This window comes from Paenibacillus sp. FSL R7-0313 (assembly GCF_037969885.1).
Taxonomy (GTDB): domain Bacteria; phylum Bacillota; class Bacilli; order Paenibacillales; family Paenibacillaceae; genus Paenibacillus.
In genome coordinates this window covers 372744-391818 of the sequence record NZ_CP150219.1, presented here as the reverse complement: position 1 = coordinate 391818, position 19075 = coordinate 372744, and the positions used below count along the sequence as shown (strand labels likewise).

The window sequence follows — 19075 nt, the reverse complement described above, 5'->3', positions numbered from 1 at the left end:
TGATATAAATAAGCCGTGTTCCCAGGGGAACCGGCTTATTTATATATGGCGTTGTCATACCTATAAATACTGAATACATATGAATTCGTTAAGCCGGAGGTAATGGAACGATGAGTGCACCTTCCCATTCAGAACACCCGGTTCAGCCGGAACAGGGAATACAAGCGGATAAACATGCTACATTGCGTCTGCAAATCTGGGAGACACCACTCAAGCGACATGGTAGCAGTGTACTCGAAGCTTTTGCTTGGGAAGAAGTTATGTGCAGGCGGGTTGGGGCAGGACATCTGCCTGTTGCACATATATGGAGGCACCCAGATGCCTTTGTAGCGGGTCTGCGTGACCGCAGGTTGCCACAGGCTGTAGAAGCGATGGAACGGATAGGAAGCCAAGGGACAGCGGTCTGTGTTCGGCCTTCCGGTGGAGCGGCAGTACCGTTGAATCCAGGGGTAGTTAATGTGTCACTGATTCTGCCTAATCCCGGACATGCCATCAATATTCATGATGATTTCCGGGAGATGGCTTCGATTATTGCCGAGTCGCTAACGCCGTGGTCGAATCAGGCGCAAACTGGTGAGGTTCAGGGTGCTTTTTGCCCGGGAGATTATGATGTCAGTGTAGGTGGCCTAAAATTCTGTGGTATTGCCCAGCGCAGGCAGGCAAAGGCGTATATTATTACTGCTTTTATCATCGTGGAAGGTCAGGGAGATCAACTGGCAGCGGACGTTCGACAATTCTATCAGCATGCAGCAGGTGGGGCGAGTGAAGGATATCCTGATGTTCAGCCCGGCACGATGGCAAGTCTGAAAGAATTGGCAGGTGTACCTTCAGCTGCGGCATATACTGCTGCTTTGGTTCGAACACTGCGCGATCGCTATCCACAGGCGGAGACCAGCAGGGTGCTTAGCGTTGGCTCTGAAGAAGTACGCCTGACAGCTGAGCAGATGAAGCTGCGCTACGATTAACACTTTTTACTAGGGCTTGGAATTGGTTAATAGAGATGATATGATGTGATTTCGGAAGGAGAGTGTTAGGATGGACACATTGAGATATACGTATTTATATGAGGTTGTATCAACAGGCGAAAAATCCGAGTTTAGCCAAATGGCAACAAGCAAGGAAGAGGCTGCTGCACTGATCGTTGCACGTATAGCCGATCTGGAGTTTACAGATGAGTCTGATATCAAGCTGGGCGATCTGATCTCCATTAGCAAACAGGTTGGCGACAACTATGTGGCGTGCGAGGGCTGTGCTTCTTAAGTGAACATTTAGAAATAGGAAGTCTCTCAAAATACAAGCAAGTCTCTTTTTACAGGAGGCTTGCTTTTTTGTATACACCCAAAAGAGATATCTTTCAGTCATTCGGCTGGAGATATCTCTTTTTTCTCTAATCCATCTAACCCCAAGCTTAATAAGGCGGCCACAACAACTTGCGTGCTGTTTCGTAACGCTCGGCAACAGCGGGCCAGTAGACAACATTCCACCAATCCTCGATATACTTTTTGCGTTCGTTTTGATGTTTCAGATAGTAGGCATGTTCCCACACATCCAGTGGCAGGAGCGGTACGATATCGGACTGGGACAGGTTCTGGTGTTTTTCCGCCTGCAAAATCTCCAAACGATGTGCTCTCGGGCTCCAGACAAGCATCGCCCAGCCACTGCCTTCCACCTTGTTCGCGGCTTCTGTGAATTGATTCTTAAACGCTTCATAACTCCCGAAATCTCGCTTGATCTGCTCTGCAAGCATGCCGGAAGGTTTGCCGCCGCCAGCAGGATTCATAATCGTCCAGAAAATCGTATGCAGGTAGTGGCCTGCCCCGTTGAAGGCGAGTTCACGTTCCCAATGTTTGATGAGTTCAAAGTTATTCTTTTTTCGCGATTCCGCCAGCTTTTTCTCTGCTACATTTAGTCCGTCCACATAAGATTGATGGTGTTTGTCATGATGGATACGCATCGTCAGCTCATCAATATGTGGCTCCAGCGCATTGTACGCATAGGGGAGAGGCGGCAGTGTGTGTCCTCCGATGGGAACCGGCTTCTCTTTTACGGGAGGTGCTGTAGAGCTTGGTGTGGCTTGTGTTGTTCCGGTAGAAGGCGGTTGAATGGTTGCGGATTGGATCTGAGCTGAAGCGGCAGGTGCATTTACATTTCCCTCTGGAGAAGTTGGAGCTTCTGAAGCTTGGCGATGGATGCTTCCTGACTCTGACGTATGCAACGCATTTTCCAGAAAAAGTGACGGCTCCGAATCCGTTTCGCGCAAGATGCCAGGTTGGCCAAGCGTATCCAATACGCCCAGAAAATATTCCGATTCGCGGATAAAATGCAGAATGAGTACTTTGGCAAGCGGAACAGCTTGCACAGCAGCACTTTGTTCCAGAAGAACATACAGCTGTCTGATGAACTCTCTCGATTGCTGCCGAGCTGCCAACACAAGTTGATCGATACAACGAACCATGTAGGGAGCAGGTGGGTGGGTTGCGGGCAATAGTTGTTTTAAAAGCTGATTGGCTACTCGCTCACTGTTTGCAAAGGTAGCCTCCCATTCCTCCAGTAGCTTGACGTATGGGGGCTCCAGATCAGGAACCAGGGCACGAATGACGAGTGTATGTTCTTTCTCCTGCTCTTTCCAGAAACGGATTTCCTCCAATGTCCGCAGAGGCAGTAGGTGACCATATCCATACCAGTTCATCTATGTTGAACCTCCTTCAGATGAAATTCATTACATGCAGACCATCTGTTCATGCGTCCCAAGAGTATATTCCGCGAGCTTGTTGTCCTATGATTGCAAAAAAAAAGAGCCCCTGAGGGCTCTGGAAAAAATTCGATGATTGAAATTTGGTTATTCTCCACTATTCGTGTTTTGCACATCGTCACTGCTTGTCTTCGTTACATGACTCAGGAAAGTTGAGACACGGCGCAGATATTCTTTCGGATGCTCCCGGAAAATAAGTTCATGATGCGCGTCCTGTACAATCCATACATCCGAATACGGATTAGTCTGGTTGGCGGCGAGCTGCTCCGCAATTGGATAAGGCGCCTTCTCGTCCTCTGTACCATGGATGAAGAAAATCGGGAACGGATAATCTTCCTTTTTCACTTCCTGATACGGGATCTGTTGCAATCCGGTACCATTCAGAACAGGGAACAACAGATTCATGATCTCGAGTGTGGGCTGACGCGGGAGATCGATCTGGTTATGAATGTTGTGGTACAGCGTATCCGGCTCAAGCAGGAACGTACTGTCCAGAATCATTGCATCCACTTCCTGTGTAATCAGCCCAGTCTGAAGCGCTGTACCGGCACCCATCGAGAAGCCCCAGACAACCAGTTCCTGCGCACCACGTTGCTTGGCGAACTGGATCGCACCGAGCAATTGCTGTGACTCAGCTTTGCCACCTGTGGCTACAGCTTTGTTCACCTGTGAGGCGAAGCCATAATCGAACATGACCACGTTGAACCCAAGTTGATGGGCATAGTGTGCCAGGTCATACATGGGTACCCATGTTTCTTCACGATTGGCACCATAGCCGTGACTGAAAATAATCGTTTTGCTTGCAGCATTGTCAGCAGGTATATACCATCCCTGCATCGTCCGGCTGCCATCTGCTGCCGGGAACGTGATGTCTTCATACTTCATGTTCTTGGCCTGCATTGGATTGGAGAAGACCGGTGCTACAGTAGGATTGGATAATACCCATGCGATATAACCATGCAGTGCGATAAAACAAAACAGTAGAAAAAATACAACGGAGAGCAGCAACGCTACGATAATATGTTTGAACCGAATCAGCCTCGGTGATAGGGAAGAGGGCAGATCGGACACTTTTGTATGCAGCGGGGCTTCGCTCTGGGATGTTGGATACATGAATGCCCCTCCTTTGAAGTTCAGTTGAAGATAACAACGACATGAAAAGAGAATTGCGTTTATTTCAGAGCCTGCTTCAGAGCGATATCTTAATGTAATATATCTTTATCGTATGTTCCAGTATAGTCAAAGTCAATTGATTGAGGGCATTTGTTACGCAATTGTTATATAGTTCTTAAGATATATGGGTAACATTACCTTAGTGTGTAAATTACAGGGGATTAAGTCTTATAAAAAGGAAAAATTTACAGGTTAGCCTATTTTGATTTTGGCTCTTTTTGGTTTACAGATGAGACCGTTTCTCATATAATTTATGTAACCAAGTTTCATGTGATGAAACATGAGGAGGGCATTATGCCATGGAAGATCGCAAGTTAACCGTCCGGGCTGTGGAACGGGCGCTGGATATATTATTATGTTTTACCACACGCAGTGATCTGGGACTCACCGAAATTGCCAGCCAGATCGGCTTGCACAAAAGTACAGTGCACCGTTTGATGGCTACGCTGGAGGATCGAGGGTTCGTGATCCGTGATGCAGCAACAGAGAAGTACCGACTTGGCATCCGAATCTGGGAGCTGTCAGCTCATATGTCCCGCAGTGATGATCCCGCTATTCTGCTGCTGCCTGCGATGGAGCGACTGAGAGATCGATTGGGAGAGACCGTGAGTCTGTACCTGCGTGATGGGAGTGAACGGATACGGATTCAGGCTGTGCAAAGTGATCAGGCGATTCGCCGAGTCGCCCCCGTTGGTGTTAGACTCCCGCTGTCTGTGGGCGCTTCCAGCAAAGTTTTGATGGCGTTTGCCACGGACGAGGATCGTGAAGAACTGATGAACGGCCCGGAATGGCCGGTGTTTATTGATCCCGCGGTGTATTTAGCGCAAATGGGAGATATCCGGGATAACGGATATGCGACGAGTTATGAGGAACGTGAGCCGGGAGCTGCCGCGGTATCTGTACCGATTATGGATCGCAGAGGCAATATTGCAGCTGCGCTCTCGGTCTCAGGGCCTGTCAGCCGACTCTCGCAGGAGACATTGCATGAATACGCACCTGTGTTGAAGGATGCTGCTACGCAGATGGGGCTCATGTTATCCTGATGTTGAGGTGAGGTTTTTTCTCCAATTGAGTTAGTGTTCTGGAATATAAAGGTTGTTTTTATGTTCCGGTTGCGCTACTCTGTAATGGACGGCCCAACGGAGCCAGCTTCATTGAATATGAACGGCGGCTTATGTAAGCCGCAACTTACTAACGTTACTGGGGGAGTCCGAATTGTCCGGACTGAGACGGAATCGCATGAGATTCCGGACCCTTTGCACCTGATCTGGATCATACCAGCGTAGGGAAGTAATCGGCGATATGACCTCAACCACCTCATGATGTGACCCTTGTAGTCTCCGTTAAGGAGCTGATTGAAGGTGCATTATTGGTGATGGACATAAAAGTCGGTTCCTTCGGGGACCGGCTTTTTTATATACAGGGAACGGGCGATATAGCGCGGATTTTATGGGCTTCTTTTTCGATAACCTGCGGAAGTGGGCTTGGATGAGGAGGGAAGTCTTATAGATCGATGATCTGTGGCAGCCTCCGTCTGTTGTGAACTGTACATAAATAATGTCTCCTCTGGTCTGGTGTAGGATCGCTCTTTCTTCTCTGTGCTCTGGATGATTTGGGACAGGTGCGTAAGTGAGCTGATGACGATACCAATGAAACCAAGTGAACGAACACTGAGGAGGAGACAAGCGAACATGAGTACAGGAAACCAAACGGGACAACAAGCGATGGAACAGGAACATAACGGTCAGCAGGTGGGAAAAGAAACAGGAGCGGCCGGACGGGTTCAGCCTTTTCCGGGCAGCCGCAAAGTCTACATTCAGGGCTCACGGCCGGACATTGCTGTACCGGAGCGTGAGATAGCCCTTCATGACACGAATACTCCCCAAGGGGTGGAGCATAACGAACCGCTGCGTGTCTACGATACGAGCGGCCCGATGACCGATCCCGCATTTCATGCGGATATCCGTGCAGGTCTGCCAGCCCTGCGCACCCGATGGATCACAGAGCGCGGCGATGTTGAAGCTTATCAGGGCCGTACGGTTAAACCGGAGGATAACGGACTGAAGCACGGAGGGAAGAGAGCGGGAGCCGAAGAGTACCCTGGATTACGTGGCAGACCGCTGCGGGCACAGCCAGGACGCTGTGTGACCCAGATGCACTACGCGAGGCAAGGAGTCATTACGGCAGAGATGGAGTTTGCCGCCATTCGTGAAGGCGTGGAACCGGAATTTGTGAGGCAGGAGCTGGCGAGTGGACGGGCCATTCTGCCATCCAACATCAATCACCCGGAGAGTGAGCCGATGTTGATCGGTCGTCATTTTCACGTGAAGATCAATGCCAACATAGGTAACTCTGCCGTATCTTCCTCCATTGAGGAAGAGGTCGAGAAGATGACCTGGGCGGTACGATGGGGATCGGATACGGTGATGGATCTGTCCACAGGCAAAAACATTCATACCACCCGGGAATGGATCATCCGTAATTCACCTGTGCCGATTGGTACGGTGCCGCTGTATCAGGCGCTGGAGAAGGTGAATGGCGAAGCGGAAGCGCTGACCTGGGAGTTGTACCGTGACACACTCATAGAGCAGGCAGAGCAGGGCGTGGACTACTTTACGATTCATGCAGGTGTACTGCTGCGTTATATCCCGATGACGGCCAAGCGGATGACAGGCATTGTGTCCCGCGGCGGGTCCATTATGGCAGCATGGTGTCTGGCGCATCATCAGGAGAATTTTTTGTACACCCATTTTGAAGAAATCTGCGAGATTATGAAAAGGTATGATGTGGCGTTTTCGCTGGGAGATGGACTTCGTCCAGGCAGTATCTACGATGCGAATGATGAAGCACAGATGGCGGAACTGGCTACGCTCGGTGAACTGACGCAGATCGCATGGAAGCATGATGTGCAGGTGATGATCGAAGGCCCGGGGCATGTGCCGATGCACAAGATCAAAGAGAATGTGGACTTGCAGATGGAGATATGCCAAGAGGCACCGTTCTATACGCTGGGGCCGCTGACGACCGACATTGCCCCGGGTTACGATCACATCACCTCCGCCATTGGTGCGGCCATGATTGGCTGGTTCGGCACGTCCATGCTCTGTTATGTTACGCCAAAAGAACATTTGGGCCTGCCCAACAAGGATGATGTGCGGGAAGGGGTTATCGCCTACAAGATCGCAGCTCATGCCGCCGATCTAGCGAAAGGCCATCCGCGTGCTCAACGCCGCGATGATGCATTGTCCAAGGCACGCTTCGAGTTCCGCTGGAGGGACCAGTTCAACCTGTCGCTAGACCCTGAACGTGCGCTGTCCTACCATGATGAGACGCTGCCAGCAGAAGGGGCTAAGGAAGCTCATTTTTGCTCCATGTGCGGTCCGAAGTTCTGTAGCATGCGCATTACGCAGGACATTCGTACCTTTGCGGCGGACAAAGGATTGTCCGAGAATGAGGCTGTAGCAGCGGGCATGCAGGAAAAGGCCGAGGAATATCGGACACGTTCCTAGGAGCGGGTACAGCGCAAGCTGGGCAGTCTGACATCGTTTGTAGGTGAGAATACTGCTATTATGTCGTCTGCTTCATCTTACTGATCAGCTTCCTGATACTTTTTATCAGCATTATGGTTGATTGTCTAGCAGATGTTTAATAAAATGAATGTAAGTAAACACCAATAAGAGTAGCCAGGCCAATGGCTACTCCTGCACAGCATTTGCGGTGGGTATTCCTCCGAGTGCAGCAAGTTCAGATGAAGTGACCCGTCAGGCCGTCAACCTGTGGCGGGTCACTTCTTTTTACGATCGATGTATGTCAGGAGCGCAATAATTAACATCGCGAACACGATTACGTCGTTAAAAGAGAAGTTCATAGGATCACCTCCCACTGGAGGCAAGCCTATTTCCCACCACAAATTGGCTGTACAAAGTGATTATACCATTTGAAATGCTCTTGTTCGAGAGCATTTTTATTTTGCAAAAGGAAGCAATATAGTAGTTTTCACATGATTTTAGCGATTGTAATATTTCACTCCAAACCCGCTACTACTATCGAGCCAGGCCCAAATTCTTCTCCAAATACGCGGCAAGCAATGCCAGCGGACTATGGATCTGAATACCACCATTCGTTGTAACCTGTGCAGCAGCGGGAGCCATAGACAGTTGGGCTGCCACTACCGTTTTACCCGGATACTGCTCAGCAATCTGCTGTAAGCCTTCTCGTACCGCTTCGAGATACCCTTGCTGATCTCCACGCATAATCAACTCAAATGTCCCAGGGATGCATACCGCTTCCGTCTGATATGTCTTGGCAACGTGTAGTTGCCCATTCTCATCCTCTTGCTGTAATGCCTGATTCAACCGTGCCATCGTTCCTTCAACGGTTGCCGGGTTGGTGAATGCTATTATGTAATCTCCTGCTACTCGCCGCATCTCCTGCAATAACGGATCATCTATGCCGATCACGGGCACAGGGACCTGTGTGGCTTCCTGCTCCAGTACTGTCGCAAACAGGGTACACGTGACCAGAATGGCATCGGCATGACACTCAGCGATCCATTGGAGCGTCTGGGCTACCTTCTCGTGAATAACGACCTCGGAAAAGTCAGCGTCATGTTTAAGACGGTCCAGACCTGGATCGACGTAATGGACCAATTCAACTTCATAAGGAGCAAGCGTCTCTTCAATTAAGGCGATGTTGGAATAATGAGCGTGAAAACAACCAATGGTGATCATGTGCTAAGTCCCCTTTTACAGTTCGTATATGTCATGTCATGGAAATGATTGTAGATATTTAAACCATTATAGAAACATGCCTTAGAACTGTACAGTCGTTTATGGCTCAACGCCAATAACCGCCCTTCCGCCAAGCTGCGGAAAGACGGTCGATAACCTGACTCGAATAGGGTCCGGTGTCCATTTTTATCTAAGGGAAGGAGAAGCATTTTTCTTCGCCATTTTTTGCTGTAGAATTTCATGAAAGGATAGACCTTGAGTGTTCTCATTCTCCTTTTTAGGAGCAGTGGTCGCCGTGTTGCGCGGATATTGGTGATGGTACGGGATCATTTGCTGAATAGGCATGCGGATCATCTTGGTTCCTCCTTTGATGCGTTTTTTTGAATTATGTATTTCGACTGGTTACCATGCCAGGTGCGCATATAGGTACATGTGACTTGTTAGACGAAATAGATGACTTTAGAATGTAATTCCAATTGGATTGTAGTGATTTTACCCGGTTTTAAGGAGATGTAAACGTTTTTAGGGAAATTCAGGAGTAAAGGACCTGATATGAAAGGTTTGATATGGGAGGATCGAATCGGTTGTTATGTGAATAGTCCCAATTTTAAGGAAGTCAATGGTACCCGCTTATGAGGCATATTGTCTGGTTAAATGATGCAAAGCATGCTAACTAACTTGGTACCATGGTCGGGTTGTTTAGGGGGTGATGTAGTTCCGTATATAACAAAAAAACTGCCGAGCGAACTCGGCAGCTTGCATGATATACAGAAGGATGCCAGGGAAACTTTGATCCTGTGTGAGGTGGTATCGTGTTGGGCTTTATCTACTTTGGCGAACAGCGATGTATATATCCACTTGTACACTCTCGGGATTCAGGCTGCGTTCATCATATAATTCAAAATCCCCGGTGAACGTACGATCGCTTTGTTTGTCCCATGCCCATATGGCTCCCCAGGCTTCGCCAACAACCTCTGCCATCGGTCCTTTTCTGGAAGTGAATACGGCGTAAGTTGCAAGAGGGAGTGAAGTGTCATCCAATCCTTCAGGCAATGATTCGTTCGGACTGACCTCATGCCCTACCAGTATGGTGTATTCTCCGGTTATCCCATCGGTGTAATCCGTGTAACAACCATAGCGAACAACTTCAGGTGCAGGGAGGTGCTCTGAGACAAAATAATTGTTCCAGAGTCCCTGAATACAGCCTTTGCCACTGATCTCAATGGCGTTGGTTGTGCGGGCGGATACGCCGGCAATGCGTTTGCCAGGAAGAGTGACATAACGAACGGGCTGGGCAGAGAACGAATGATCTGTTGTTACCTGACCAAGATTAGCAGAAGCAGTAGGGTTTTCAGCGAGTGATTCTGCATGTTGATCCGTTGTATTCGTGCGCCAACGCTTCAAAAAAGGAAGCTGGTTACGCAGCATCGAACGAGCGGATTCCTCATCCATGCCTTCGTCCTTCAGAATGGCAGTGCACATCTCCGTCATGCCTTCAAGTGACATACCGGGCTGCTCAAACTTGCCCTCTTTGTAACAATAAATACAGTACTCACGGGTTGTGCTTCCATCTGCTTCCGTTCCGAATTGGGCAGGGGTGGTGAGCGGCATACCGCAGCTTTGACATACAGTGACGTTCATGATTAGTTCCTCCTCATATATGTACAGATTGAATATATCTGAAGTATACGGGTAGGAACTGGACAGCTGTCTGTCAGGTTTGAGTTGGGGGTATATAATTTTGTACAATTTGCTCCGCGATACGGCAGATTTCATCCCGAATATGCTGAGGTTCCAATACTTCAACGTCCGCGCCGAAGCCCAGAATGAACCCATATAACCAGCTATCCTCAGGAAAAGCAACCTGGCTGATATAATACCCAGTCCCATCAGGCATGACGTTCTCGATCCCAAACCATTCTTCCGCAATATGACGGACACGAGCATGGAATTTCAAGGTTAACCTAGCTTGATTGTCTGGGCGGCTCCATTCCTGTTGCCAGGGTCTGTCCTGTGGGTTGATGACTTTACGCTCAAAGTGCTCATTAGCAAGTGTGACATCTTGCATGCGCACAAGCTTGAACATGCGAAATTGATTCCGCTCGTGACAAAAAGCATACAGATACCAGGAATGCTTCTTGAGTACGATGGTATGAGGGTCGGCAGTTCGGTGAGTATGGATACCTTCCGCACTGCAGTAGGTAAAGGTTACGGGGCGTAATTGATCCATACCCTGTTCGATAACTTCAAGCTTGATTTTCAGCGCTTCGGGATGCGTCCAGGTTGAATAATCAACAATGAATCGATTGGTATTGGCCTGAAAATCGTCATTTTTGGATTCAGGGACGATACTGCTAAGTTTTTCGACCAGAAGCTCACGCGCCGCATTAGCATGGGAAGTGGATACACTGCGTAGTGCAGTGACGATGGAAGCGAGGTCCTTGTCTGTTAATACGTTTCGATCCAGACGGTAGCCCTCTGCCAGACCAATCCCGCCACTTGCCCCCTGATACGTCACCACAGGGATGCCTGCTTGCCCCAATGTATCGATGTCCCGATAAATGGTCCGAATCGATACTTCGAACATATCTGCCAAGTCTTTGGCTTGTACCCGTCCACGATTGATTAGCAACACCACGATGGCTAACAAACGCTCCAGTTTCATATGTATGGATTCCTTTCATTGGTTTATCTGTTGGATTCAAATATGTTATAATGCCCAGCATCACACATAGGAGTGGAATAAGCAATGAAGCGAATTACGATTCTGATCGCAGACGATGAAGTTGAGATCGCTGATCTGGTTGCTTTACATTTACAAAAAGAAGGATATCACACCATCAAGGCCTTTGATGGGAAGGCGGCGGTTCAAGCTGTTCAGACTCAAGCGATAGACTTGGCGATTCTGGACATTATGATGCCTGGTATGGACGGGTATGAGGTGACCCGTAAAATTCGGGAGCAACATCATTTACCGATCATTTTCCTGAGTGCCAAAACGTCAGATATGGACAAAATTACGGGACTTGTGATGGGCGCGGACGATTATATGACCAAACCGTTTAATCCGATGGAACTTGTTGCCCGGGTTAACTCCCAGTTACGTCGTTCCCTGCAATTCAGCCAGTCTGCGCCTGTGCAGAGGTCCATTCTGGAGAAAGGTGGGCTCATCATCACGCCAGATCAACATCGTGTTACACTCTACGGCAAACCAGTGGAACTAACACCGAAGGAGTTCGACATTTTGTATCTGCTCGCGAGCCACCCCAAGCAGGTGTTCAGTGCAGAAAACATTTTTGAACAGGTGTGGGGAGAAGCCTATTACGAGAGTGGGAATACCGTGATGGTCCATATTCGGACCCTGCGCAAAAAGCTGGGGGAAGATGTGAACAAGAACAAGTTTATCAAAACCATCTGGGGTGTGGGGTACACGTTTAATGACTAAACGAAGAAGTTTTCGTACAACCATGATTATGTTGCTAGGGTTAAGCATGCTTGCCTCTGGTGCAATTACCTATGGGATTTACAAGATTATGCAAGCCTATTATTCGGGTGTCCGTGCAGAAGATCAGCTTGCTGAATATCGTCATTTTATGAGAAGTATCGGGGATATCTATTTCTTCCTGATTTTATTTATCCCACTGGCCATTCTATTTTTCTTCTGGTTTACCAAGCCCTACGCGACGTATTTCAAGGACATTTCCTCAGGGATCAGGCATTTGGCCAATGGAGACTTTCAGCATCGTGTGCAGATCTCCTCGAAGGACGAGTTAGGTACGATTGCGGAGGATGTGAACCTGGCAAGTGAGAAGTTAAAGGAAGCGGTAGAACGAGGGGATTTTGCTGAAAATAGTAAGGACCAGCTTGTCGTCAATCTGGCGCATGACCTGCGAACACCACTGACGTCTGTGCTTGGATATTTGGATCTGCTCATGAAGGATGATCAGCTAACGGAGGAGCAGGTACGGCACTTTACGGCGATTGCATTCACCAAATCACAGCGTCTGGAGAAACTGATTGATGATTTGTTCGAAATTACCCGTATGAATTATGGCATGTTGCCTATAAACAAGACACAGCTGGATCTTAGCGAACTGCTGAAGCAGATGAACGAAGAACTCTATCCTGTATTTGAAAAGAACCAACTAGTCGCCCGACTAAAAATAGACACTGACCTTACGGTCTCCGGTGATGGCGAGTTGCTGGCTCGTGTGTTCGAGAACCTACTGATTAACGCTGCACGGCATGGCAAGGATGGCATGTACGTAGATATTAATGGATATCGCGATGCAGAACAGGTCATCATTCAGGTAATTAACTATGGTGGACATATTCGTCCGGAGGAATTGCCACATATCTTTGATATGTATTACACCGGAGATCGTGCCAGAACCCCTCAAGAGGGTGGGACAGGCCTTGGACTGTTTATCGCTCGCAATATTGTGGAGCAGCATGACGGTACGATCTCGGCCCAGAGCGACGTGGTACGGACGTTATTCGAAGTTCGTTTGCCCGTATTCCAATAAGGTTGACGTCAAATTTAAGAAAAACTTTAAAATTGCCCTGCTTTTTCTTTAACTTGTGTTGTCTATCCTTGATGTATGAGGTAAAAGGAGGAACAAGCATGAAAAAGTGGGGCTTTTTGATATGTATCATTTTGATCGGATATATCGTTACGCAATCACCGGGATGGATTCAGCAGAAGGATGAGTTGCCCATCGAGATTCAGAATACACGTGAAAATCCCGCAGGTTATACCGTATCCGTCACCGGAAACATTCAGGATCAGGTACATAAGGGCAACTTGTTACTGGTCGATAAGCAGTACCCCGTTCACCCGGAAGGAGTTAAATCCGATATTGTATATGTGGCACATGAGGATGATCTGCTTCGTGGATATGGAATACTGGATCAGAAAATCATGTTATCACGACAGGTGGCCCAGGAGTTTCAGAGGATGGTTGAAGCAGCAGGCGAAGAGGGAGTCCGATATTTTCTCGTCAGCAGTGGGTACAGGGACTTTGAAAAGCAGGACGAGTTATACCAGGAAAAGGGTTCAAACTATGCACTTCCTGCGGGTCACAGTGAGCACAATCTCGGGTTATCCCTGGATATTGGCTCCAGCCTGGCTGCGATGAATGAAGCACCAGAGGGTGCGTGGCTGGAGAAGAATGCATGGAAATACGGATTTATTTTACGTTATCCAAAGGATAAAGTGCGCATCACGGGTATTCAGTATGAACCATGGCACTTTCGATATGTAGGGCTACCGCACAGTGCTGTCATGTATAAGAATAATCTGGTGCTGGAAGAGTATCTCGATATGCTTAAAGAGAAAGAGAACATAACTGTGGAAGTAGAGGAAGAGGAGTATCATATCCGCTATTATCGTGCCACCCGAGACACAACCGTTTACATACCTGAGCAAGGCCAAACTGAAATATCGGGTGATAACAAGGATGGCGTCATTGTCACCGTGAAGAAATAACAGGGCAACACAAGGGAGGCGAAACAACATGAAGCACAACAACCAGAAGAAAAGCAAACATTACATCCTTTGGATTGCCGTTTTCATTATCTATTTATATCTGCTGACGAAGCTGATCCTGTTCAAAGGAAGCCCGGTCGATTTTGGCATCGTGAAGGATCGACTGATGGCGTTCTTGCAACAACCGGATCTGGTCCATACGCGAACCGTCAACCTGACACCATTTCAGGAAATCTCACGAGACTGGAACAGTCTGTCGTTACATCGTCCGGGTACCGCAATCCATCTGGCAGGTAATATACTGGCCTTTATCCCGCTGGGCATCTTCATTCCTGTGTTGACGGGCAACAAGTTATTCTCTGGAATAAAGGTGCTCCTGCTGTCACTGCTGCTCAGTCTGGGTTATGAAGTGACACAGTTAGTGACTGGCATGGGCATATTTGATGTGGATGATCTGATGCTTAATACACTCGGCGGCTTGATTGGATATATCATTTATACCATGGCTATGGGTCTGAAAAAGGTGTTGGTGGGAGGAGAATCCCGCGTGACGACGAAAAAGTTGAATTCTAAGGAAAGTCACGTGTAAGGAGGAGAAGAACTTGATTATAATGGCTGTACTGTTCATTAGCGCAGGGCTAATGTTTCTCGTGTATCCACACAAGGTAACGGATGCTTCGGAAAAACAGATTACGGAGCGAGTGATCATGTCTAGATGGGTCGGAGGCTCGTTAATTGCTCTGTCGTGTCTGTTTCTGATCATGGGCACGATTCAACTGTTAGATCAAGCCTCACATCACATTGGGCATTAGAAGGCAGTTGGCCTTGAAGCAACGGAGAACACACACATACTGAAACCCAAGGCTCTCCATCACTGTGCAGATTGCACGTTACGGGGAGTTTTTTGTTGTTTCATAAGGTATCGAATTTAGCATAGGACCAGTGAACTTTGCGAGTAACATCGCAAATGAGGTAGAGTAGAGATGATGCGTTAGTGCCTATTCCTTACAAAAAAAGGAGGACATACATTGTATTCATTAGCTAAAGAACTAGCAGGAACCATGAGAGCCATTATGCAAATTGAAACCGAAATTGCTGAAGCTACGAATAATCACTACGATGAAGTAGTAGTGCGTGATTTAGAACAGAAAAGAACTGATCTGATAAGAGCTTGTACACGTGATGAGTTGCTGGTGATAAAAACAGTCTTGAAAGTAGGACAATCGGAGAGAGGATATCGTCATTATTTCGATTCGAATGATGTTGAGATTATTTATCTCCCTGTTGAGTTAAACGAGCATGAGTTGATGCAGAAATATTCCTATTATCTTATACATAAGACTGAACGCGAACTTGCGGATAGCATTGAGTACTATACCGCTGTGTCGGAACAACTGAGAGAAGGTATGGAGATCTTAAAACTCTAAACTGTGATCTGTAAGTTCTAGGAGGCTTGTAAATGTTAATGAAAATTGTTGTATATCACTTTGATGTGTTCTACTATTACGTTCCCAATCAATATGCAGGAAAAATTGGCGAGTGGAGAGGAGAATTTATCGATTTTTTGCAGAGCCTAGAGTATAAGCACCCATTCACCCTGTATATCGAGTCTATTGATCATGAGGGAAATACGGAATATGCTCACTTTATTCGTAGTTATGGGGCGGATGATTTTGTGGACTGGATTAACGTGGAGAAACTAAATTGCAGAGGTGTATATCGTATTCCTGAACCACCTGATGATTCAGAAGTTGGATTAAATTTTGAGTTTTAAGTGATAAGAAGCTACTCATAATTAAATTGATGATGCATATCGACAGTTAAATAAAAAGCTCCCCATCACGTGCGATCTGCACGTGGTGGGGAGCTTCTTTTTATAACTTCGTTACATTAATGATTCATGTAATTAAGCTTTTTTCATCATTTGACGCAATACAGTTTGCAGGATACCGCCGTTATGGTAGTAATCCACGTCAACCATGCTGTCCAGACGAGCGATAACAGGGAAGTCAAACTGTGTACCGTCTTCACGAGTTACGGTAACTTTTAACTCTTGTCCTGGCTTCACATCATTGCTGAGGCCAGTAATGTCATACGTTTCACGTCCGTTCAGACCAAGGCTGGACCAGCCATGACCTTCCTGGAATTGCAGTGGCATTACACCCATGCCCACCAGGTTGCTGCGGTGGATACGCTCGAAGCTTTCTGCGATAACGGCTTTGACGCCGAGCAAGAATGTTCCTTTTGCCGCCCAGTCACGGGAGCTTCCTGTACCATACTCTTTACCAGCGATAACGATCAGGTTCTGTCCTTCATCCTGATACTTCATGGAAGCATCGTAGATGGACATTTCTTCGTCCGTTGGCAGGTACTTCGTGATACCGCCCTCGGTGCCCGGAGCCACCTGGTTACGAATACGAATGTTGGCGAATGTACCACGCATCATGACTTCATGGTTACCACGGCGTGAACCGTAGGAGTTGAAGTCTTTGCGCTCTACGCCATGCTCTTTCAGGTACAGTCCAGCCGGGCTGGATGGTGCAATATTACCTGCTGGCGAGATGTGGTCCGTTGTTACGGAATCCGCAAGCAATGCCATCACGCGTGCAGAACGGATATCTGCGATATCGTTCAACTTGTCGCCAAGCTCTTGGAAGAACGGAGGATTCTGAATGTACGTGGAGTTCGGATCCCACTCGTACAATTCGCCTTCCGGTACAGAAATTGCATTCCAACGCTCATTGGCTGTAAATACATTCTCGTACTTGTTGCGGAACATCTGAGCGTTCAGGGAACTAGCGATAGTATCCTTAATTTCCTCGGAGGTAGGCCAGAGGTCTTTCAGGAATACAGGCTCATTGTTCGTATCATAACCGATTGGATCGGTTTCAAAGTCAATATTCACAGTACCTGCAAGTGCATATGCCACAACGAGTGGTGGTGATGCCAGGTAGTTGGCCTTAACTTGTGCATGCACACGGCCTTCGAAGTTACGGTTACCGGACAATACAGCCGCTACGGTCATATCGTTCTCAGCAATAGCTTCGCTCACTTCGTCCGGCAGTGGGCCGGAGTTACCGATGCATGTTGCACAACCGTAGCCGGCAACGTTGAATCCAAGTTTGTCGAGATACGTGATCAGACCTGCTTTTTCCAGGTACTCGGTAACAACAAGGGAACCTGGTGTCAGACTGCTTTTCACATATCCTGGTTTGGTCAGGCCGCGTTCAACTGCTTTTTTCGCCAGCAGTCCCGCTCCGACCATAACACTTGGATTCGAAGTGTTCGTACAACTTGTGATCGCCGCGATCACAACAGCGCCTGCTTTCAGTTCACTGGTGGAACCGTTCGGGTGTTTCACAGGTACGGTTTGTTCAATTTTCTCATCACTCAGCCCGTATCCGCCTTTATCTACAGGTGTACGGATGATGCTGTTGAAGCTTTCTTTCATTTGTGTCAGCTCGATGCGATCCTGTGGACGTTTTGGTCCGGCAAGACTTGGTACAACAGAGCCGAGATCCAGTTCAATCACATCTGTGAATTCAGGGTCAACGGTGCTGGAAGTACGGAACATGCCTTGAGCTTTGTAATAAGCTTCAACCAATTCTACTTGCTCGTCAGGACGGCCAGTGCTGCGCAGATAGTTCAACGTTTCACTATCAACAGGGAAGAAACCGATCGTTGCGCCGTACTCTGGTGCCATGTTGGCTACTGTTGCACGGTCAGCCAGACCGATGTTGGCAAGACCTGGGCCGTAGAACTCAACGAATTTACCAACAACGCCTTTTTTACGAAGCAATTGGGTAACGGTCAGTGCCAGATCCGTTGCTGTTGCGCCTTCACTCAGGCTGCCTGTCAGTTTGAAACCGATAACGTCCGGTGTTACAAAATAAAGCGGTTGGCCCAGCATGCCTGCTTCGGCCTCGATTCCACCAACACCCCAACCAACAACGCCAAGTCCGTTGATCATGGTGGTGTGGGAGTCTGTACCTACGAGGGAATCCGGGAATACAACGGTCTCGCCGTCCACGGTTTTTGTTGCTGCCACGGAAGCCAGATACTCCAGGTTAACCTGGTGAACGATCCCTGTGGATGGTGGAACTGCACGGAAGTTGTTGAATGCCGTTTGCGCCCAACGCAAGAAGCGGTAACGCTCTTCATTACGCTCGAACTCAACTTTGATATTGTAATCAAGTGCATCGTTGGTACCAAAAGCATCAACCATGACGGAGTGGTCAATAACGAGATCGACCGGTACGAGTGGGTTGATCTGTTTTGGATCGCCGCCTGCTTTTTTCACAGTATCACGCATTGCAGCAAGGTCAACGACAACCGGTACACCGGTGAAATCCTGCAGAACGATACGTGCAGGGATGAATGGGATTTCCTTGTTATTATCACGGCCATCTGCCCAGCCGGTCAGTTGTTTTACATGTTCTTCGGTAATGGCACGTCCGTCGAATTGACGAATTGCTGCTTCAAGCAACACTTTAATGGAGAAAGGAAGCCTGGAAAGATCGCCGTGGCCGTTTTCCTGAAGAGCATCGAGACTGTAGTAGCGGTAAGACTTGCCTCCAACCTCAAGACTGCGAGCGGCGGAGAAATGATTCTTTGCTGACATACATGTACCTCCTTGGGATGTGTCGGTGAGATGAAGAAAACGTTCATTTAGGTGAAGAACAGGCCTTCATCGTTCCGTGTTCTTGTTCGTTAGTTTCATCAGATGAAACGTAATTTCATAATCATGACTTTAGTTTTAAGTATACCGTTTTCACCTCCGTACGTAAAGGTCTTTTTGCCTGATCAAGCAAGCTTTTGAACTAATGAAGGCGTTTTCGTGAAGAGGGCAGGAATAAGATATCTCGTGTACCTGTATTTGCCGAATTTTGGATCTCCTTCCCGAGCCGTGTACATACAACCGAGGACCCTCTC

General features: G+C 47.9%; 18 protein-coding genes and 1 riboswitch. Of the genes, 11 read left to right on the top strand and 7 right to left on the bottom strand.

The features are described 5' to 3' along the window. The first annotated feature begins 110 nt into the window (after positions 1-110). Together NSQ38_RS01540 and NSQ38_RS01535 are read left to right on the top strand one after the other, a co-directional pair. Positions 111-965 (top strand): lipoate--protein ligase family protein, encoded by an 855-nt coding sequence (locus NSQ38_RS01540; protein WP_339786500.1) that lies wholly within the window; start codon positions 111-113, stop codon positions 963-965. Positions 966-1035: 70 nt separating this feature from the next. Continuing rightward, positions 1036-1260, top strand: coding sequence for a hypothetical protein (locus NSQ38_RS01535; RefSeq protein WP_036614132.1), 225 nt, complete (start codon positions 1036-1038; stop codon positions 1258-1260). Positions 1261-1408: 148 nt separating this feature from the next. On the opposite strand, the gene NSQ38_RS01530 is transcribed toward NSQ38_RS01535, so the two are convergent. Together NSQ38_RS01530 and NSQ38_RS01525 are read right to left on the bottom strand one after the other, a co-directional pair. After that, positions 1409-2689, bottom strand: a complete 1281-nt coding sequence (locus NSQ38_RS01530; RefSeq protein ID WP_339786498.1) for a Fe-Mn family superoxide dismutase — start codon at positions 2687-2689, stop codon at positions 1409-1411. Positions 2690-2839: 150 nt separating this feature from the next. Then, a complete protein-coding gene (locus NSQ38_RS01525; protein ID WP_339786495.1) occupies positions 2840-3865 on the bottom strand; it encodes an alpha/beta fold hydrolase in 1026 nt (341 codons plus the stop codon). A 359-nt stretch (positions 3866-4224) separates the two neighbouring features. Between NSQ38_RS01525 and NSQ38_RS01520 the strand changes: the two genes are divergently transcribed. Both NSQ38_RS01520 and thiC read left to right on the top strand, forming a co-directional pair. Then, entirely contained in the window at positions 4225-4968 is a 744-nt protein-coding gene (locus NSQ38_RS01520) for an IclR family transcriptional regulator (protein ID WP_017690772.1), read from the top strand. 149 nt (positions 4969-5117) lie between these two features. Beyond that, a riboswitch (TPP riboswitch) is annotated at positions 5118-5231 on the top strand. Between the two features lie 418 nt (positions 5232-5649). Then, a complete protein-coding gene (thiC, locus tag NSQ38_RS01515) occupies positions 5650-7434 on the top strand; it encodes a phosphomethylpyrimidine synthase ThiC (protein ID WP_339790361.1) in 1785 nt (594 codons plus the stop codon). A gap of 534 nt (positions 7435-7968) precedes the next feature. Here thiC and NSQ38_RS01510 read toward each other — a convergent pair. The 4 genes from NSQ38_RS01510 to NSQ38_RS01495 form a co-directional block, all read right to left on the bottom strand. After that, positions 7969-8655, bottom strand: coding sequence for a hypothetical protein (locus NSQ38_RS01510; RefSeq protein ID WP_339786493.1), 687 nt, complete (start codon positions 8653-8655; stop codon positions 7969-7971). A gap of 186 nt (positions 8656-8841) precedes the next feature. Beyond that, positions 8842-9009 (bottom strand): hypothetical protein, encoded by a 168-nt coding sequence (locus NSQ38_RS01505; protein WP_017690769.1) that lies wholly within the window; start codon positions 9007-9009, stop codon positions 8842-8844. 468 nt (positions 9010-9477) lie between these two features. Continuing rightward, positions 9478-10296 (bottom strand): zinc ribbon domain-containing protein, encoded by an 819-nt coding sequence (locus tag NSQ38_RS01500; protein ID WP_339786490.1) that lies wholly within the window; start codon positions 10294-10296, stop codon positions 9478-9480. Positions 10297-10369: 73 nt separating this feature from the next. Then, complete coding sequence (locus NSQ38_RS01495; protein ID WP_339786488.1) at positions 10370-11320, bottom strand: YafY family protein; 951 nt, start codon at positions 11318-11320, stop codon at positions 10370-10372. An 84-nt stretch (positions 11321-11404) separates the two neighbouring features. On the opposite strand from NSQ38_RS01495, the gene NSQ38_RS01490 reads away from it, so the two are divergent. The 7 genes from NSQ38_RS01490 to NSQ38_RS01460 all read left to right on the top strand — a co-directional run bounded on the left by NSQ38_RS01490 (position 11405) and on the right by NSQ38_RS01460 (position 15917). Further along, the gene (locus NSQ38_RS01490) at positions 11405-12100 is read left to right on the top strand and encodes a response regulator transcription factor (RefSeq protein ID WP_036614121.1); all 696 of its coding nucleotides are present in this window, start codon (positions 11405-11407) and stop codon (positions 12098-12100) included. Beyond that, on the top strand, positions 12093-13181 hold the full coding sequence (locus NSQ38_RS01485) for a HAMP domain-containing sensor histidine kinase (protein WP_339786486.1): 1089 nt from the start codon (positions 12093-12095) through the stop codon (positions 13179-13181). Before NSQ38_RS01490 ends, NSQ38_RS01485 begins: the two co-directional genes overlap by 8 nt. Positions 13182-13279: 98 nt before the next feature. Next, on the top strand, positions 13280-14143 hold the full coding sequence (locus NSQ38_RS01480) for a M15 family metallopeptidase (RefSeq protein ID WP_339786484.1): 864 nt from the start codon (positions 13280-13282) through the stop codon (positions 14141-14143). A 28-nt stretch (positions 14144-14171) separates the two neighbouring features. Next, the gene (locus tag NSQ38_RS01475) at positions 14172-14732 is read left to right on the top strand and encodes a VanZ family protein (RefSeq protein WP_339312069.1); all 561 of its coding nucleotides are present in this window, start codon (positions 14172-14174) and stop codon (positions 14730-14732) included. Between the two features lie 13 nt (positions 14733-14745). After that, positions 14746-14955 (top strand): hypothetical protein, encoded by a 210-nt coding sequence (locus tag NSQ38_RS01470; protein WP_074093413.1) that lies wholly within the window; start codon positions 14746-14748, stop codon positions 14953-14955. Positions 14956-15171: 216 nt separating this feature from the next. After that, positions 15172-15570 (top strand): hypothetical protein, encoded by a 399-nt coding sequence (locus tag NSQ38_RS01465; RefSeq protein WP_339786481.1) that lies wholly within the window; start codon positions 15172-15174, stop codon positions 15568-15570. Positions 15571-15602: 32 nt separating this feature from the next. Further along, positions 15603-15917: a hypothetical protein gene (locus NSQ38_RS01460; protein ID WP_047841416.1), complete on the top strand. Its 315-nt coding sequence runs from the start codon at positions 15603-15605 to the stop codon at positions 15915-15917. Positions 15918-16049: 132 nt separating this feature from the next. Here NSQ38_RS01460 and acnA read toward each other — a convergent pair whose 3' ends face one another. Then, positions 16050-18764 carry an aconitate hydratase AcnA gene (gene acnA, locus NSQ38_RS01455; RefSeq protein WP_339786479.1) on the bottom strand — a complete coding sequence of 905 codons (2715 nt, stop codon included), beginning with the start codon at positions 18762-18764 and terminating at the stop codon, positions 16050-16052. Positions 18765-19075 lie beyond the last annotated feature (311 nt).

Coding starts and splice junctions, on each gene's coding strand:
- acnA (WP_339786479.1), bottom strand. CDS start 18,764: ATGTCAGCAAAGAATCATTTCTCCGCCGCTCGCAGTCTTGAGGTTGGA.
- NSQ38_RS01480 (WP_339786484.1), top strand. CDS start 13,280: ATGAAAAAGTGGGGCTTTTTGATATGTATCATTTTGATCGGATATATC.
- NSQ38_RS01495 (WP_339786488.1), bottom strand. CDS start 11,320: ATGAAACTGGAGCGTTTGTTAGCCATCGTGGTGTTGCTAATCAATCGT.
- NSQ38_RS01460 (WP_047841416.1), top strand. CDS start 15,603: ATGTTAATGAAAATTGTTGTATATCACTTTGATGTGTTCTACTATTAC.
- NSQ38_RS01505 (WP_017690769.1), bottom strand. CDS start 9,009: ATGATCCGCATGCCTATTCAGCAAATGATCCCGTACCATCACCAATAT.
- NSQ38_RS01475 (WP_339312069.1), top strand. CDS start 14,172: ATGAAGCACAACAACCAGAAGAAAAGCAAACATTACATCCTTTGGATT.
- thiC (WP_339790361.1), top strand. CDS start 5,650: ATGGAACAGGAACATAACGGTCAGCAGGTGGGAAAAGAAACAGGAGCG.
- NSQ38_RS01485 (WP_339786486.1), top strand. CDS start 12,093: ATGACTAAACGAAGAAGTTTTCGTACAACCATGATTATGTTGCTAGGG.
- NSQ38_RS01500 (WP_339786490.1), bottom strand. CDS start 10,296: ATGAACGTCACTGTATGTCAAAGCTGCGGTATGCCGCTCACCACCCCT.
- NSQ38_RS01520 (WP_017690772.1), top strand. CDS start 4,225: ATGGAAGATCGCAAGTTAACCGTCCGGGCTGTGGAACGGGCGCTGGAT.
- NSQ38_RS01530 (WP_339786498.1), bottom strand. CDS start 2,689: ATGAACTGGTATGGATATGGTCACCTACTGCCTCTGCGGACATTGGAG.
- NSQ38_RS01490 (WP_036614121.1), top strand. CDS start 11,405: ATGAAGCGAATTACGATTCTGATCGCAGACGATGAAGTTGAGATCGCT.
- NSQ38_RS01510 (WP_339786493.1), bottom strand. CDS start 8,655: ATGATCACCATTGGTTGTTTTCACGCTCATTATTCCAACATCGCCTTA.
- NSQ38_RS01525 (WP_339786495.1), bottom strand. CDS start 3,865: ATGTATCCAACATCCCAGAGCGAAGCCCCGCTGCATACAAAAGTGTCC.
- NSQ38_RS01535 (WP_036614132.1), top strand. CDS start 1,036: ATGGACACATTGAGATATACGTATTTATATGAGGTTGTATCAACAGGC.
- NSQ38_RS01540 (WP_339786500.1), top strand. CDS start 111: ATGAGTGCACCTTCCCATTCAGAACACCCGGTTCAGCCGGAACAGGGA.